At 64.5% G+C, this 14648-nt stretch carries 12 protein-coding genes; all 12 read right to left on the minus strand.

Annotation, left to right across the window (positions count from 1 at the left end):
• Positions 1-28: 28 nt before the first annotated feature.
• Positions 29-679, minus strand: a complete 651-nt coding sequence (locus tag EHW12_RS17100) for a cell division protein SepF (protein ID WP_003941752.1) — start codon at positions 677-679, stop codon at positions 29-31.
• Positions 680-764: 85 nt separating this feature from the next.
• A complete protein-coding gene (locus EHW12_RS17105) occupies positions 765-1514 on the minus strand; it encodes a YggS family pyridoxal phosphate-dependent enzyme (RefSeq protein WP_007733204.1) in 750 nt (249 codons plus the stop codon).
• 6 nt (positions 1515-1520) lie between these two features.
• Positions 1521-2288 (minus strand): peptidoglycan editing factor PgeF, encoded by a 768-nt coding sequence (gene pgeF, locus EHW12_RS17110; protein ID WP_007733207.1) that lies wholly within the window; start codon positions 2286-2288, stop codon positions 1521-1523.
• A 108-nt stretch (positions 2289-2396) separates the two neighbouring features.
• A complete protein-coding gene (gene ftsZ, locus EHW12_RS17115) occupies positions 2397-3584 on the minus strand; it encodes a cell division protein FtsZ (protein WP_003941788.1) in 1188 nt (395 codons plus the stop codon).
• 240 nt (positions 3585-3824) lie between these two features.
• Positions 3825-4631, minus strand: a complete 807-nt coding sequence (locus EHW12_RS17120; RefSeq protein WP_003941781.1) for an FtsQ-type POTRA domain-containing protein — start codon at positions 4629-4631, stop codon at positions 3825-3827.
• Positions 4628-6136: a UDP-N-acetylmuramate--L-alanine ligase gene (murC, locus tag EHW12_RS17125; protein ID WP_030537033.1), complete on the minus strand. Its 1509-nt coding sequence runs from the start codon at positions 6134-6136 to the stop codon at positions 4628-4630. Before murC ends, EHW12_RS17120 begins: the two co-directional genes overlap by 4 nt.
• A complete protein-coding gene (gene murG / locus EHW12_RS17130) occupies positions 6133-7302 on the minus strand; it encodes an undecaprenyldiphospho-muramoylpentapeptide beta-N-acetylglucosaminyltransferase (protein ID WP_003941767.1) in 1170 nt (389 codons plus the stop codon). Before murG ends, murC begins: the two co-directional genes overlap by 4 nt.
• Positions 7299-8777: a putative lipid II flippase FtsW gene (gene ftsW / locus EHW12_RS17135; RefSeq protein WP_007730088.1), complete on the minus strand. Its 1479-nt coding sequence runs from the start codon at positions 8775-8777 to the stop codon at positions 7299-7301. Before ftsW ends, murG begins: the two co-directional genes overlap by 4 nt.
• Entirely contained in the window at positions 8774-10297 is a 1524-nt protein-coding gene (gene murD, locus EHW12_RS17140) for a UDP-N-acetylmuramoyl-L-alanine--D-glutamate ligase (protein ID WP_030537034.1), read from the minus strand. The genes ftsW and murD overlap by 4 nt, the downstream gene beginning before the upstream one ends.
• A gap of 5 nt (positions 10298-10302) precedes the next feature.
• Positions 10303-11385 (minus strand): phospho-N-acetylmuramoyl-pentapeptide-transferase, encoded by a 1083-nt coding sequence (gene mraY, locus EHW12_RS17145; protein WP_003941699.1) that lies wholly within the window; start codon positions 11383-11385, stop codon positions 10303-10305.
• On the minus strand, positions 11382-12941 hold the full coding sequence (gene murF / locus EHW12_RS17150; RefSeq protein ID WP_125051248.1) for a UDP-N-acetylmuramoyl-tripeptide--D-alanyl-D-alanine ligase: 1560 nt from the start codon (positions 12939-12941) through the stop codon (positions 11382-11384). Before murF ends, mraY begins: the two co-directional genes overlap by 4 nt.
• Positions 12938-14572, minus strand: a complete 1635-nt coding sequence (locus EHW12_RS17155) for a UDP-N-acetylmuramoyl-L-alanyl-D-glutamate--2,6-diaminopimelate ligase (RefSeq protein WP_042921840.1) — start codon at positions 14570-14572, stop codon at positions 12938-12940. The genes murF and EHW12_RS17155 overlap by 4 nt, the downstream gene beginning before the upstream one ends.
• Between the last annotated feature and the right edge of the window lie 76 nt (positions 14573-14648).

Genomic DNA, 14648 nt, shown 5'->3' on the forward strand with positions numbered 1-14648 from the left:
CTCAGGGGCCGGACTGCGGTCGAGACCATCATTTCTGGCTGTAGAAACCCGTCTCGGCGATCCGACGGCGCTCCTCGGCGGAAACGTCGATGTCGGCCGGTGAGAGAAGAAACACTTTGGTGGCTACCTTGTCGAAAGAACCACGCAATGCGAACGCCAGGCCGGCCGCGAAATCGACCAGACGCTTCGCGTCGGCGTTGCTCATGTCGACCAGATCCATGATGACGGGAGTGCCGTCCCGGAACCGCTCACCGATCGTGCGGGCCTCTGCGTAGCTCTGCGGACGCAGTGTCGTGATCTTGGCGAGCGGGCCGCCGTCGTCGACAACCGGCGCACGTCGCGCTTCGGGTCGCTCTGCGCGCGCGTCGACCGCGAGGTTGCCACGGCTTGCCGGGCGCGGCGCCATCGCCGGGCGGCTGCTGCGGCTGGGAACGGTGTCGACGCGGGGCCGGGAGTCGTAGCGATCGAACTCCGCGTCCTCTTCGTCACGACGACTGGGCGCATAGCTCGCCTTCGAGAAGGCAGGTTCGACGAACTCGCGGTCGTCGCGCTCGGCATAGCCGTCGTGACTACGACGGGGTGCGCGGCGAGCCTGATCGGGCTCCTCCACGTATTCGTCCTCGTAGTCATCGAGGGGAACCATGCCGAAGTAAGCCTTGAACTTATGCAGGTTGCTCATTGATCGACCTTCCTTGGCGCGGCGGAATCAATCCGACTGCGACCGGTCGCAGCGGTGTGGACGGGTTGGGCGATCACCTGAGCGATCACCTCGAGATTACTGGTCGTGAGCCGAGCAGTGCGGTTCCGACACGCACGCAGGTTGATCCGTGGCGCACTGCAGCCTCCAGATCGCCGGTCATACCGGCCGAGAGTTCGGTTGCCCGGGGATGCGATTCGAGGATCAAAAGATGTGCCCTGCGGAGGATTTCGAACTGCTCGTCCGGATCTGATCCAAGCGGCGGGACGGCCATCAGTCCCGCGAATTCGAGACCTTCGGCTGATTCGATCCGCTCGGCGAGAGGCGTTAGCTCGCCCGTCGGAACTCCGCCACGCGCGGGGTCTCCGTCGAGACTTACCTGGATGAGCGCCCGGAGCGGCTCCGTGCGCTCACCGTCCGACAAAGCACTCAGCGCAGCCCGATCGAGTGCATCGACCAGTCGCGCACTGTCCACCGAGTGAATTGCATAGGCCCACTTCGCTACCGACCGAGCTTTGTTGCGCTGCAACTGTCCGATCATGTGCCAGCGAACCGGATCATCGATCGCGCCCGTCTGTGCAGCGCCGTCGAAGTCCGCGACCTTCTCCACTGCTTCCTGCTCACGAGACTCACCGAATTCACGGCAACCCAGTTCGTACAGAATTCGAGCGTCGGACGCCGGAAAGAATTTGGTCACCGGCAGCAGTGCTACGTCGGAAACCTCGCGACCGGCGGCAAGGCAGGCGGCCGCCAATCGCGCCCTCACCGAGTCGAGTGCCGTCGATATTTCTGTCAGCCGCATTTCCGTCTCGCGCATTTCTGCCTAGACGGTTTCCTGCGCTGCGGGCGCTTCCATCCAGATCACTGCAGCTTGACGCCCGGTCAGAGATTCTCGGCGATGACTGAACAACGCGCGATCCTCGATCGTGCACCGCGGGTCCTCGGCGACACCGGACACACCCGCGGCGAGCAACTGCTTACGCAGTCCCGCACGCAGATCGAGCCCCGGCGTGCCCTTCTCGGTGCGAGTTGCACTGCCCGGCAAGTGCTTTTCCACGTCCGCGCGCATCGCAGCGGGAACCTCGTACTGGCGTCCGCTCGCAGCCGGACCGAGGAAGGCGCCGATACGCGAAACGTCCGCGCCCTGACGCACCATCTCCGCGAGGACGCGCGGGACGATACCGATGCGGGCACCGATCCGTCCGGCATGAACGGCCGCGATCACACCGGCCTCCTCGTCGGAGAGCAGAACGGGAACACAATCTGCACTGAGGGTGGCGAGCGCCAGGCCGGGAACAGTGGTGACCAGAGCATCCGTCACCGGAATCACTTCGTCGGTCGGTTCCGTCACGACAGTGACGTTGCGCGAATGGATTTGTTCCATCCACACGAGATGGTCAGGCTCGACGCCTATTTCGCGTGCCAGACGTCGGCGATTCGCATCGACGGCTGCCGGATCGTCTCCGACGTGATCGCCCAGATTGAACGACTCGTACGGTGACGCGGAAACACCACCGGCTCGGCTGGTCACGACGCGGCGAATGCGGGTGCGGGTGGTCGACTTCTCGGTACTCAAGATAAGTGTGCTCACAAACGTCGAAAGTTGTCGTCCGGCTCAGACGTGACCGGACATCCAGTCAAGAACAGGGTACCCAGAAATTCCGGGCACCCTGTTCTCGAAACTGTTTGTAGCCCTACGTCAGCGACGCATGAAGACCGGCACGTCGACGTCGTCGTCGCCCTCGTCTTCCTGGACCGGCGCATGGCGGGGGCCACCGATCGGAGGCAAGCTGCCCGAACCGGTGGTCTCGCGCGCTGCGGAAATCGGCTGCTCGCCAGCAGGTTCGGCGGCCACCGGCGACCGGCCGACCTCACCCGCGCGCCCGGCGCCGATAGCTCCACGTCCCTGCGCGGTCGACTCCACGGGACGACGAGCCGGAGCTCCTCCGTCGAATCCCGCAGCGATGACCGTCACACGAACCTCGTCACCGAGTGAATCGTCGATGACCGTTCCGAAGATGATGTTGGCGTCGATGTGGGCAGCTTCCTGCACCAGCGAAGCCGCCTCGTTGATCTCGAACAGACCCAGATCGCTACCGCCGGCGATCGACAGGAGCACGCCGCGGGCGCCTTCCATCGAAGCTTCGAGGAGCGGGGAATTGATCGCGGATTCCGCCGCCTTGATCGCGCGTCCCTCACCCCGCGAGGAACCGATTCCCATCAACGCACTACCGGCACCGGACATGACACCCTTGACGTCCGCGAAGTCGACGTTGATCAGACCCGGAGTGGTGATGAGGTCGGTGATGCCCTGGACGCCGTTGAGGAGAACCTCGTCCGCGCTGCGGAACGCGTCCATCAGGCTGACGGCCGCGTCACCCAACTGGAGCAGGCGATCGTTGGGAATGACGATCAGTGTGTCGCAGGACTCGCGGAGCGCCTGGATTCCGGTATCCGCCTGTCCCCCACGACGCTTGCCCTCGAAAGAGAACGGTCGCGTCACGACACCGACGGTGAGTGCGCCCAGCTTCCGGGCGATGCTTGCCACGACAGGGGCACCACCGGTTCCGGTGCCACCGCCCTCGCCTGCGGTCACGAACACCATGTCGGCGCCCTTGATGACCTCTTCGATCTCGTCCTTGTGATCTTCGGCTGCCTTGCGACCCACTTCCGGGTCGGCACCGGCGCCGAGGCCACGGGTCAATTCACGACCGACGTCGAGCTTGACGTCGGCGTCACTCATCAGAAGGGCTTGCGCGTCCGTGTTGACCGCGATGAACTCGACTCCCTTGAGTCCCTGTTCGATCATGCGGTTGACTGCGTTCACGCCGCCGCCGCCGATGCCGACGACCTTGATTACGGCGAGGTAGTTGTGCGGGGGCGTCATCGGCTCTCGCCTTCCGTGTCGTGTTTCACGCTGCTTGTCAGTGCTGCTGTCTTTTTACTGCTGGTGTATTTGGTACTGCTGGTGTTCGAGAACAACCCTAAACCTCAACCACAGGGTTAGAGTTATGTCAAGTATTCGATCTGAAACGAAACGCTATGCACCGTCGTCGCGTTCCGCCATTAGGCGCGCCGAGACACACCGAAGTATTTGCTGCGCACTGACGCACGGCTGCACCGTGCGCTATCGGACCGTCGGCAGATCAGGACTGGACACGTCGTACGTCTGCCCCGGTTGGGTCAACAGCGGAAGCGTCACAGCAGCCTTACGATCCGAGTGCTCGACACCGCCCCAGTTTACGACGCGACCGTCGAGCAGAGTCAGCGTGACACTCGAAATCGACCGAGCGGCAACCTCTCCCACCTGAAATCTCAGATCCGGCGGCAACACCGACAACACCTCGAGCGCGGCAAGCGTCGGCTCGTCGTTCCACCCGGGCGTCGGTGTCACCAGACGCGGAACCCCGGGCGGCGGGACGCCCATCTCGAAGTCGACGCCCTTCTCGTCCAGCAGGTGTGCACCCTCGGGTGAGTCGACGAAGACGACCGGTACCCGTTCGGTGACGGTGACGCGGATAGTCGACGGATACATCCGCTGCACACGAGCCGAGGCCACCTTCGGAATCGTCGCCACACGTGCGGCGGCGGCGCCGGTGTCTACCCGCATCAACGGCTGACCGGTCGGTACGGCCAGGAGCGAAAGGATCTGTTCCTCACTGACGGTCGTCGCACCGAGAACTTCGGTGCCCCGCACCGAGAGCACCGGAGACAACCAAGCCGTCAACGCAATTCCCACCACCAGCACGATTGCCAGCGGTGCCACGATCAGCGGTCGCTTGAACCACTTACGAGTCGGTGTGGGTTCGGGAGCCGGCTCCGTCGACCGCGTCGAGTATCGCGATTCGGTGCGAGTACTGCGCCGACGCGTACTGGTGGCTTGTCTGGCTCGAGGATCTCGACGCCCGCGCCGACTTCGTGCGTCGGGTGTCATCGCGGCGCGGGATGCGGCGCCGAACGCAAAGCATCGAGGATCTGTTTGCCGAGCATGGTCACGTCACCGGCACCCATCGTGATGACGATGTCGCCGGGGTGAGCCAACGCCGCCACCTGCTTCGGCGCCTGTGACAGATCCGGTTGATAGTGAACAGGTTTCGTGACCGACTGAGCGACCAGCGCACCACTGACGCCCGGCATCGGCTCTTCGCGAGCGCCGTAGACATCGAGAACGACAACCTCGTCGGCCAAGTCCAGCGCCTGCGCGAACTCCTCGGCAAACGCGGCGGTGCGTGAATAGAGATGAGGTTGGAAGACCACGATCACGCGTCCGGCTGCCGAATTGGTCGACGACGAATCGTCCTCCGGTCGAACCAGATCCGCCGCCGCGCCGAGAACCGCACGAACTTCGGTCGGATGGTGGGCGTAGTCGTCGAACACCCGGACACCACGCTCGCGGCCGGTGAACTGGAACCGGCGGTGTACGCCACCGAATCCGGCGAGCCCCTCGACGATCTCCTCCGTCTCGGCGCCGGCGTCACGGGCAGCCAGTAGAGCCGCAAGTGCGTTGAGCGCCATGTGACGACCCGGCACTGCCATCCGCACGGTTCGCGCGGCGCTCTCGCCCGCCAGGTGGAACTGCAGGACTCCCCCGACGTCGTGCGCATGGAAGCCCAGTAGTCGGACTCCGACCTCGACACCGTCGACAGGCTCGAAGGCGGTGCCCGCCTCCACTTCCTGCGCGTCTGCCGATCCGTAACCGAGTACCCGGATGTCCGAACGGCCCGAGGCCACGATTCGCTTCGCGAGATCCGCCGATCCCGGGTCGTCGAGGCAAGCAATCAAGAGCCCACCCGGACGCAACTTGTCGACAAAATCGTCGAACACCTTCACATACGCTTCGACGCTGCCGAAATAGTCGAGGTGATCGGCCTCGATGTTGGTCACGACGATCACGTTGGGGTCGTACTGCAGCAGCGACCCGTCACTCTCGTCCGCCTCGGCGACAAAGACGTCACCGCTGCCGTGATGGGCATTCGTTCCCGCTTCGTTGAGTTCGCCGCCAACGGCAAACGAAGGGTCGAAACCACAGTGCTGCAGGGCGACCACGAGCATCGAGGTCGTCGACGTCTTGCCGTGTGTACCCGAAACCAGGAACGTGCGATTGCCCTGCATCAGAGATGCAAGGACAGCCGGCCGAAGAATCACCGGGATTCCGCGGCGAGCGGCCTCGACGAGTTCCGGGTTGTCCTTCGGGATAGCCGCGTGCGTCGTCACGACGACGGTCGGACCACCCGGCAGCAGGTCGAGAGCATCGGCGTCGTGGCCGATCCGGACCTGCGCCCCGCGTGCACGGAGCGCCAGGACTCCTCGGCTCTCCTTGGCGTCCGAACCCGAGACAAGACCCCCGCGAGAAAGCAGAATTCGAGCGATGCCGGACATACCGGCACCGCCGATTCCGACCATGTGTACTCGCTCGAGGTGGGCGGGCAGCGCGGTCATCGGTTTCCCCTTGCGTTTTCCTGGACGGCGTTTTCCTTTGCCGCGATGTCGAGCACGATCCGTGCGATCTCGGTTGCCGCGGTGCGGTGCCCGACGTTGGCAGCGCCACTGCTCATCTTGTCGAGGCGCGCGCTGTCGCTCAGCATCGGGACGACGGTACCGGCGACGAACGTCGGCGTGAGCTCGTTGTCGGAGACGATGATCGCACCGCCCGCTGCGACAACGGGTTTCGCGTTGAGTTCCTGCTCACCATTGCCGTGCGGCAACGGAACGTAGACGGCCGGAAGCCCGACCGCCGAGACCTCGGCGACCGTCATCGCGCCCGAACGACAGATAGTCGCGTCGGCTGCGGCATACGCGAGATCCATCCGCGAAAGATAGGGAACAGCCACATACGGTGCCGTCTCCGAGTACTGCGTGACTTCGAGAGAGTTCTTGGGTCCGTGTGCGTGAAGGACCGAGATCCCGGCCTTCGCCAGTTCTTCCGCTGCTCCGGACACCGCGTCGTTGAGCGACTTCGCGCCTTGCGATCCGCCGAAGACGAGCAGAACGGGACCGTCCTGAGGTAGTCCGAAGTACTCGCGAGCTTGCGAGCGGAGTCCCGCTCGATCGAAATTGGCGATCGACGCGCGAACCGGGATGCCAACGATCTCGGCGTCCTGATCGCCGCGGTTCTTCACACCTGACCCCGGAACCGCGGCAAGCACCCGCGTCGCCAGGCGAGCACCGATCTTGTTCGCGATGCCGGCACTGGCGTTCGCCTCGTGGATGACGATCGGAATCTTGCGGCGGCGCCGAAGAACACCGCCACGTGCGGCAAGATACGCCGGAAGCGCGACGTAACCACCGAAACCGACGATCACGTCGGCGTCGACGGAATCGAGTACCTCACGGGTCTTGCGCACCGAGGCGAGGATGCGTGTCGGCAGTTTGACGAGATCCATCGTGGGCTTACGAGGAAGCGGAACCGGGGGAATGAGCTCGAGCGTGTACCCGCGAGCCGGCACCAAGGTGGTTTCGAGACCACGCGCCGTCCCGAGCGCAGTGATTCTGGTGTCGGGCGCAGCGGCCTTGACCGCGTCCGCGACAGCAAGTGCGGGTTCGATGTGACCAGCCGTGCCTCCCCCTGCCACCACTACCGACAGAGCCGATTTGTTGCCGCTCACCTACGAATTCCTCGCTCTCGAACTTCTCGTGGATCTTGTGCCCTACGTGTCGGCGCCTGCCGACGCTGACCATTCTGCCCTCCCGCGGTGCGCTTCCGTGACCCAGCGGCCGCACCTCGGTTGGAATCCGAGGAAGGGCGAGCACCTTGATCTGCCCGCTTGCGTCGATCGCCCGTCTCGATCGCGCGCCGGCCGTCGCGTCCGCGTGCCGGTTCGATCTGCCGTGCGGGCTTCGGTCGACGGATCGGCCGGCCCCCTGACGGCGGGTGGTACAGCACGGGCTTCGGCAGTCTGAGCAACTTCGAGATCTTGCCGTCCTGCCCGGAGTTCAGAGCGGCAACTGCTTCGGGCTCGTGGCGCGCTGCATTGGCGATGACACCGAACATGAACAATGTGATCGCCAAGGACGAACCGCCGGCGGAGACCAAGGGCAACTGGAGTCCGGTCACCGGCAGCAGTCCGATGACGTAACCGATGTTGATCATTGCCTGGCCGACGATCCAGGTAGTTGCAGTGGCCGACAGGAGCCGCCAGAACGGATCGATGCTGCGGGCTGCGATCCGCAATCCCGTGTAGACGAATACAGCGAACAAACCGATCACCACTGCGCAGCCGACAAATCCCAACTCTTCGCCGATGATCGCGAAGATGAAGTCGTTGTGCGCGTTGGGTAGGTAGTTCCACTTGGCGACGCTCTGACCGAGTCCGCGTCCGAAAAGGCCCCCGTCGGCGAGCGAATACAAAGCCTGCTTGGCCTGATAGTTGTTGCCCTGCAGGTCGTCGCTCTTGTTGAAGAAGGCTTGAACTCGATCGGAACGATAACCGGCCGTCATCGCCAGCACGCCCGCCACGACGACGCCCGTCACCGCGATCGAGCCGAAGAGCTTCAGTGGCAGCCCACCGAACCACAGCAGGGCCCCGACGATGATTCCCAATGCGATGGTCGTACTGAGGTTCGGTTGCGCGACGACCAGCGCGAAGACCAGCATTGCTGCGGGCACGAGCGGAATCAGGATCGACTTCACGGATCGGTCGTCCGGCCGCCGCGAAGCCAACAGATGGGCGCCCCAGATCGCCAACGCGACCTTCATGATTTCCGAGGGCTGCACCGAGAACCCGCCGACGTTGAACCAGCGACGCGCGCCCTGCGCTTCTGTGCCGATTCCCGGAATCAGGACGAGTACCAGCATGATCAGCACGACGACGAACAGCGGAAACGAATACTGCCGGAGCACTCTCGCCGGGATCCGCAGCGCGACGTAGAAGAGCACAGCTCCGAGAATCGCGAAGATCAACTGCTGGGTGAACAACGAATACGCCGAGCCACCGGACACGTACTGCTCGACGCTCGACGCCGACAGAACCATCACGAGCCCCAAGACAGTCAACATCGTGGCAATCGTCACCACCAGGTGGAACGACGCCAACGGCCGCGCCAACCAGGCACCGATTCGGGTCTTGGGACCCTTGGTCATAGCAAGTTCCCGGCTTGGCCAGGCGAATCCGTGAACGGATCGGGTAATGCGGCGACGGCGGCGGCGAAGCTGTCACCACGATGTCCGTAGCTGGCGAACATGTCCAAGGACGCGGCGGCCGGGGCGAGTACAACTGCATCACCGGGGGACGCCAACTCGGCAGCTTCGACTACCACTGCGGCCATGACGGCATCCGCGTCGGCACCCGACGGCAGCCGGATGGTGAGAGTCGAGTTGCTGCTGTTTTCGCTCACCACTGCATCGTCCCCCGACATCACGTGCACCACGGGAACATCGGGCGCGTGTCGCGCGAGCGCGTCCTCGATCACACCAGCGTCACGCCCGAGAAGGACAGCGCCGGAGAGTCGAGGGCCGACTTCGCTCACCAATTGGTCGACGCTGGCTCCCTTGAGCAGACCGCCTGCAACCCAGACGACGCGATCGTGCGCGAGTATCGACGGTCGGGCTGCGTGCGGATTGGTGGCCTTGGAGTCGTCGATGTACACAACGGACCCGACACGGCCGACCAGCGCCCCTCGGTGTGGGCCGACCTTGTGTGCGGCCAGACCGCGTTCGACGACGTCTGCCTCGAATCCGAGTGCCCGCGCCAACGCGGCGGCGGCCAGCGCGTCCATGACGCCTGCCGGGCCGGCGGGATCTATCGACGCTGCTTCGGCCAAGCGGACGTGATCGCCGAATGCGTTGTCCACGAGGTGTCCCGCTTCGACACCCAGTTCTCCTTCGCCCGGTTCACCCAATCTGAACCCGGTGACAATGTCTGCAGTTGCGCGAGTTCCCAGTTCGGAAGCGATCGCGTCATCGAGGCCGACCACCGCGACCTTTCCGCTCAGCGCCCGCGACTTGGCCTCGGCGTACGCGCTCATTCCGCCGTGCCAGTCGAGGTGATCCTCGGCGACGTTGAGGACCACGCCGGCATCCGGACGCACCGAAGGCGCCCAGTGCAATTGGAAGGACGACAGTTCGACAGCGAGGTACTCCACGCGCGGCGACGTCTCGGCGAGTGCGTCGAGTATCGGCAGCCCGATGTTTCCGCAGGCTCGGCCGACAACTCCGGCGGCGTCGAGAATCGAGGCCAGCATCGACGTCGTCGTGGTCTTTCCGTTCGTCCCCGTCACGACGAGCCATTTACGGGGTGTGCCGAAGTGCCCGCTGTGGTCGACGCGCCAGGAGAACTCGACGTCTCCCCAGATGGGAATCCCGTGACCGGCGGCGGCTGCAAGGATCGGTGCATCCGGCCGAAAGCCGGGACTGGTGACTACGAGCCCGTACTCGGTGATCGAATCCGGAGCATCCTCGATCGAGGTGGTGGTCACCATGCCCGCGCCGAGCTCCGCGCAGCGCTCCGCGAAGTCCAAGGTCGAATCGGCAACCGTCACGACAGCACCGAGGGCGACGAGAGGTTCGATGGTCGCTTGACCGGACACCCGCCCACCGGCGACCAGCACTCGCGTACCGCGGAGCCAGGACAGGTCGTTCTCGGAATCCGCTGAGCTGGTCATGGTTTTCAGCCTCCGAGCGCTGCGAGGTATTCGCTGTAGAAGAGTGCCAATCCGATAGCCGACGCAATAGCCGCCAGCAACCAGAATCTGATGATGACCGTGGTTTCAGCCCACCCGGCGAGTTCGAAGTGGTGATGGAACGGCGCCATTCGGAAGACCCGCCGTCGGCTGGACCGGAACACCGCTACCTGGATCACCACCGACGCGGCCTCCGCGACGAACAGTGCACCGATGACCACCATCAACAGTTCCGTGCTGGTGGTGATCGACAATCCGGCGAGCATGCCGCCGAGGGCAAGAGAACCGGTGTCGCCCATGAAGATCTTGGCGGGTGCGGCATTCCACCAGAGGAAACCGATGCACGCGCCGGCGCCGGCCGCGCAGAGCACCGCGAGGTCGAGCGGGTCTCGGACGTCGTAGCAACCCTTACCGGGATTCGTCTCGCACGAGTAGCGGAACTGCCAGAACGTGATGATGACGTAGGCGCCGAGAACGAAACTCATCGCTCCGGCGGCCAATCCGTCGAGGCCGTCGGTCAGGTTGACGGCATTGGACCAGGCGCTGACCAGTAGGTAGCAGAAGGCGATGAAGACCACGGACCCGAGTGAGACGGTGGCGATGTCGCGCACGTACGACAGATGAACACTGCCCGGAGTCAGCCCGTCGTCACCGCGGAACTGAAGGGCCAGGATTCCGAAGGCAATGGCAGCGACGAACTGTCCGACCAGCTTCGCTGTCTTGTTCAGTCCCAGATTGCGCTGCTTGCGGATCTTGATGAAGTCGTCGAGGAAACCGACTCCACCGAGCGCGGTGGTCAGACCGAGTACCAGTAGGCCGGACGCCGATGGCCCCTCCGCGTTGTCCATGCCGAGACCGATGAGGTGTGAGCCGAGATAGCCGGCCCAGATTCCGGTCAGGATCGCGACGCCGCCCATTGTCGGCGTGCCGCGCTTGGCCTGGTGACTGGCTGGACCTTCGGTTCGGATCTCCTGCCCGAAACCTTGTTTCGAGAACGCCTTGATCAGGATCGGCGTGAGCATGATGGAGACCGCCAGCGCGATGCCTGCGGCGAGAAGAATCTGGATCACTGCGAATCCCCGCCGTTCTCGCCATCGGTGTTCGCGTCACCGGTGTTGTCGCTGGGCGTTGCGGCCAGAATCGCTTCGGCGACCGACCACAGTTCCACCGACTTGGACGCCTTCACCAGGACGAGATCGCCCGGTTCGAGTTCCGCTTCGAGAATGGCGATTGCCGCAGCTGCGTCGGGCACGACGACGGACTCGTCACCCCACGACCCCTCCATCACTGCTCCTTGATGCATCGCACGCGAGGTGCGGCCCGTCCCGACGACGATCAACTTGCTGACATCGAGTCTGACGGCAAGGCGACCGATCGCGTCGTGCTCGACAACTGATTCCGGTCCGAGCTCACCCATCTCTCCGAGCACAGCCCAGCTACGGCGACCGAAGTGCCGATCCGATCGCGCCATGGACACCAACGCTTTGAGGGCGGCGCGCATGGAATCGGGATTGGCGTTGTAACTGTCGTTGACGACGGTGACGCCGTCGGCGCGCTCGGTGACTTCCATCCGCCTCGCGGACGCTGCCTTCGTGCCCTCGAGGACACGCGCGATGTCTGCAACCGCGAGGCCGTTCTCGAGTGCGACGGCCGCCGCGGCCAGGGCGTTGCTCACGTGGTGTTCGCCGTGAACGGCCAGGCGAATACGTGCAGAACCCTGTGAACAGTTCAGTGTGAAGGAAGCCCTGGCCTGGTCGTCGACAACCACGTCGGTCGCCCGAACGTCGCAGTCTTCGGACTGACCGACGAATACGATCCGGGCCTTGGTTCGACTCGCCATTGCGGCGACCATGCGGTCGTCGGCGTTGAGGACCGCAACTCCACCGTCGGCTGCCGACGGGAGTGCTTCCACCAGTTCACCTTTGGCGACCGCGATCGCTTCACGCGAACCGAACTCACCGAGATGGGCAGTGCCCACATTGAGAACTACGCCGATCTTCGGCGGCGCGATCTTCGTCAGTTCGCCGACATGACCGACCCCACGGGCCGACATCTCGAGAACGAGGAAGCGGGTCTTCTCGTCGGCGCGGAGCACTGTCCACGGCAGACCCAATTCGTTGTTGAACGACCCGGGGGGCGCAACCACCTCGCCGCACTCGCGCAGCAGCGCTGCTATCAGATCCTTGGTCGAGGTCTTGCCGGCAGAACCGGTGACACCGACCAGCGTCAGTCCACCATCGGCCGGTGTGCCATCAGTTGCCAGTTCGTCGACGACTGCTCGGGCCAGAAGGCCGAGGGCATGCAGGACCGCGGCTCCGGACCCGTCGGTGTCGTGTTCGAGCAGCATCACTGCACTGGGACCGTCGTTCGGCACCGATGGAACGACGATTGCCGGAACTCCGACCGGCCGCGCCGCGAGCACCGCCACAGCACCCGCTGCCACCGCCGCTTCCGCGTGATCATGACCGTCGACACGCGCTCCGGGTAGGGCGAGGAAGAGCCCACCTGGAGCTACTTTGCGCGAATCGAATTCGACGGTTCCAGTCACCTGCGTCGACGAATCGTCGACGTCGTGCAGGGTTCCTCCGACGATCTCGGCGATCCGAGAGAGCGTCATCGGGATCATTGCTTGCCTCCATGTGCTGTGTTGATCGCGAATCGGCCGATCATTTCGCCCAACACCTCGCGGTCGTCGAACGGGTGTTTGACCCCGTCGATTTCTTGACCTACTTCGTGGCCTTTGCCTGCCACCAGGACGACATCTCCTGGCTGTGCCCACCGGACTGCTTGCTCGATCGCGGCGGCCCGGTCCCCCACTTCGCGAACCTCGCCGCGTTCGGATTCGGGCACGTCCATGGCGCCTTGCATCACCGAAGCGCGAATCTTCGCCGGATCCTCGGTGCGTGGGTTGTCGTCGGTGACGATCAGCAGGTCTGCGCCTCGCGCACCCGCTTCACCCATGAGTGCCCGTTTGCCGGCGTCGCGGTCACCGCCCGCACCGACCACCACGGCCACTCGGCCGGGAACCTGGTTGCGCAGCGTGGCGATCACGGCTTCGAGCGCTGCCGGCTTGTGGGCGTAGTCGACCACGGCGAGAAAGCTCTGCCCCCGGTCGATCCGCTGAACTCGCCCCGGGACGTCCACGGTCCCGAGCGCTCGAACAGCCGCGTCCGGGTCGAGTCCCGCCGCAAAACTGACGGTCAACGCCAGCGCAGCGTTGGCCACGTTGTATCGCCCGGGGAGACGAAGTGAGACTGGCCACGACTGTCCGTCCGGCCCGACCAACTCGAAGGTCTGCGAGCCGTCCTCGGCAACCTCGACTGCGCCGACCGTCCACTCGGCCTCGGCCGTCGAGGTCGAGACCGTGGTCACCGCGTCGCTCTCGTCGGTCGCGGCCAACTCGGCCATCCGTCGACCCCACACGTCGTCGACGCAGACGACGGCATGCTCGGCTCGCACCGTCGACTCAGGATCGAACAACCGAGCCTTGGCCTGGAAGTACTCCTCGAAGTCCCGATGGAAATCCAGGTGGTCCTGCGAAAGATTGGTGAACGCGCCGATGTCGAAGCGGATGCCGTCGACGCGTCCGAGAGCAAGAGCGTGACTGGAGACCTCCATGACGACGGTATCGATCCCCTGCTCTGCCATCACGGCGAACAGAGCATGCAGTTGCGGAGCTTCCGGCGTGGTCAGAGCGCTGGGCACCCGGCGGCCGTCGATTCGAGTCTCGATGGTCCCGACCAGGCCGGGCTTGCGGCCGGCTCCGGCAATCGCAGCTTCGAGCAAGTACGACGTCGTGGTCTTGCCCGATGTACCGGTAATGCCGACGACCTGCATCTTCTCCGAGGGCCGGCCGTAGATTTCCGCGGAGATCTCACCGAGCACATCCCGCGGGTTCGGATGAACGAGAACTGGGACGGACCGGTCAGGCGCCTTGTCCGCGGCCTCGATCAGTTCGAGGCCGGCCTCGTCGGTCAAGATCGCGGTCGCACCGCGCCCCAGAGCGTCGACGGCGAACTGAGCGCCATGGGTCCGTGCACCGGGCAGAGCGGCGAAGAGGTCATCGGTCACGATTCCCTGCGCACGCAGGTCGACGCCCTTGACGACGACCTCCGAGGACTGTGATCCCGGTTGCCCCACCCATTCGAGGCGAGCCCCGGACAGTTCGGAGAGCGCCGTGATCGCGGTAGCAACCGGTTGTGTCGGACGCGTCCCGGGAGCGCCGTCCGAGTTCGACGATTGCAAACGATTCGGCACTGTCACTCGACTCCTGGCAATTGTCGTTGTTCTATCGCGGTCGTTGTCTATGGCGGTCGTTGTCTATGGCGGTCGC

Source organism: Rhodococcus sp. NJ-530 (genome assembly GCF_003860625.1).
GTDB lineage: Bacteria > Actinomycetota > Actinomycetes > Mycobacteriales > Mycobacteriaceae > Rhodococcus_F > Rhodococcus_F qingshengii.

Coding starts and splice junctions, on each gene's coding strand:
- EHW12_RS17105 (WP_007733204.1), bottom strand. CDS start 1,514: ATGCGCGAGACGGAAATGCGGCTGACAGAAATATCGACGGCACTCGAC.
- murC (WP_030537033.1), bottom strand. CDS start 6,136: ATGACCGCGCTGCCCGCCCACCTCGAGCGAGTACACATGGTCGGAATC.
- murF (WP_125051248.1), bottom strand. CDS start 12,941: ATGATCCCGATGACGCTCTCTCGGATCGCCGAGATCGTCGGAGGAACC.
- ftsZ (WP_003941788.1), bottom strand. CDS start 3,584: ATGACGCCCCCGCACAACTACCTCGCCGTAATCAAGGTCGTCGGCATC.
- murD (WP_030537034.1), bottom strand. CDS start 10,297: ATGACCAGCTCAGCGGATTCCGAGAACGACCTGTCCTGGCTCCGCGGT.
- EHW12_RS17120 (WP_003941781.1), bottom strand. CDS start 4,631: ATGACACCCGACGCACGAAGTCGGCGCGGGCGTCGAGATCCTCGAGCC.
- EHW12_RS17100 (WP_003941752.1), bottom strand. CDS start 679: ATGAGCAACCTGCATAAGTTCAAGGCTTACTTCGGCATGGTTCCCCTC.
- ftsW (WP_007730088.1), bottom strand. CDS start 8,777: ATGACCAAGGGTCCCAAGACCCGAATCGGTGCCTGGTTGGCGCGGCCG.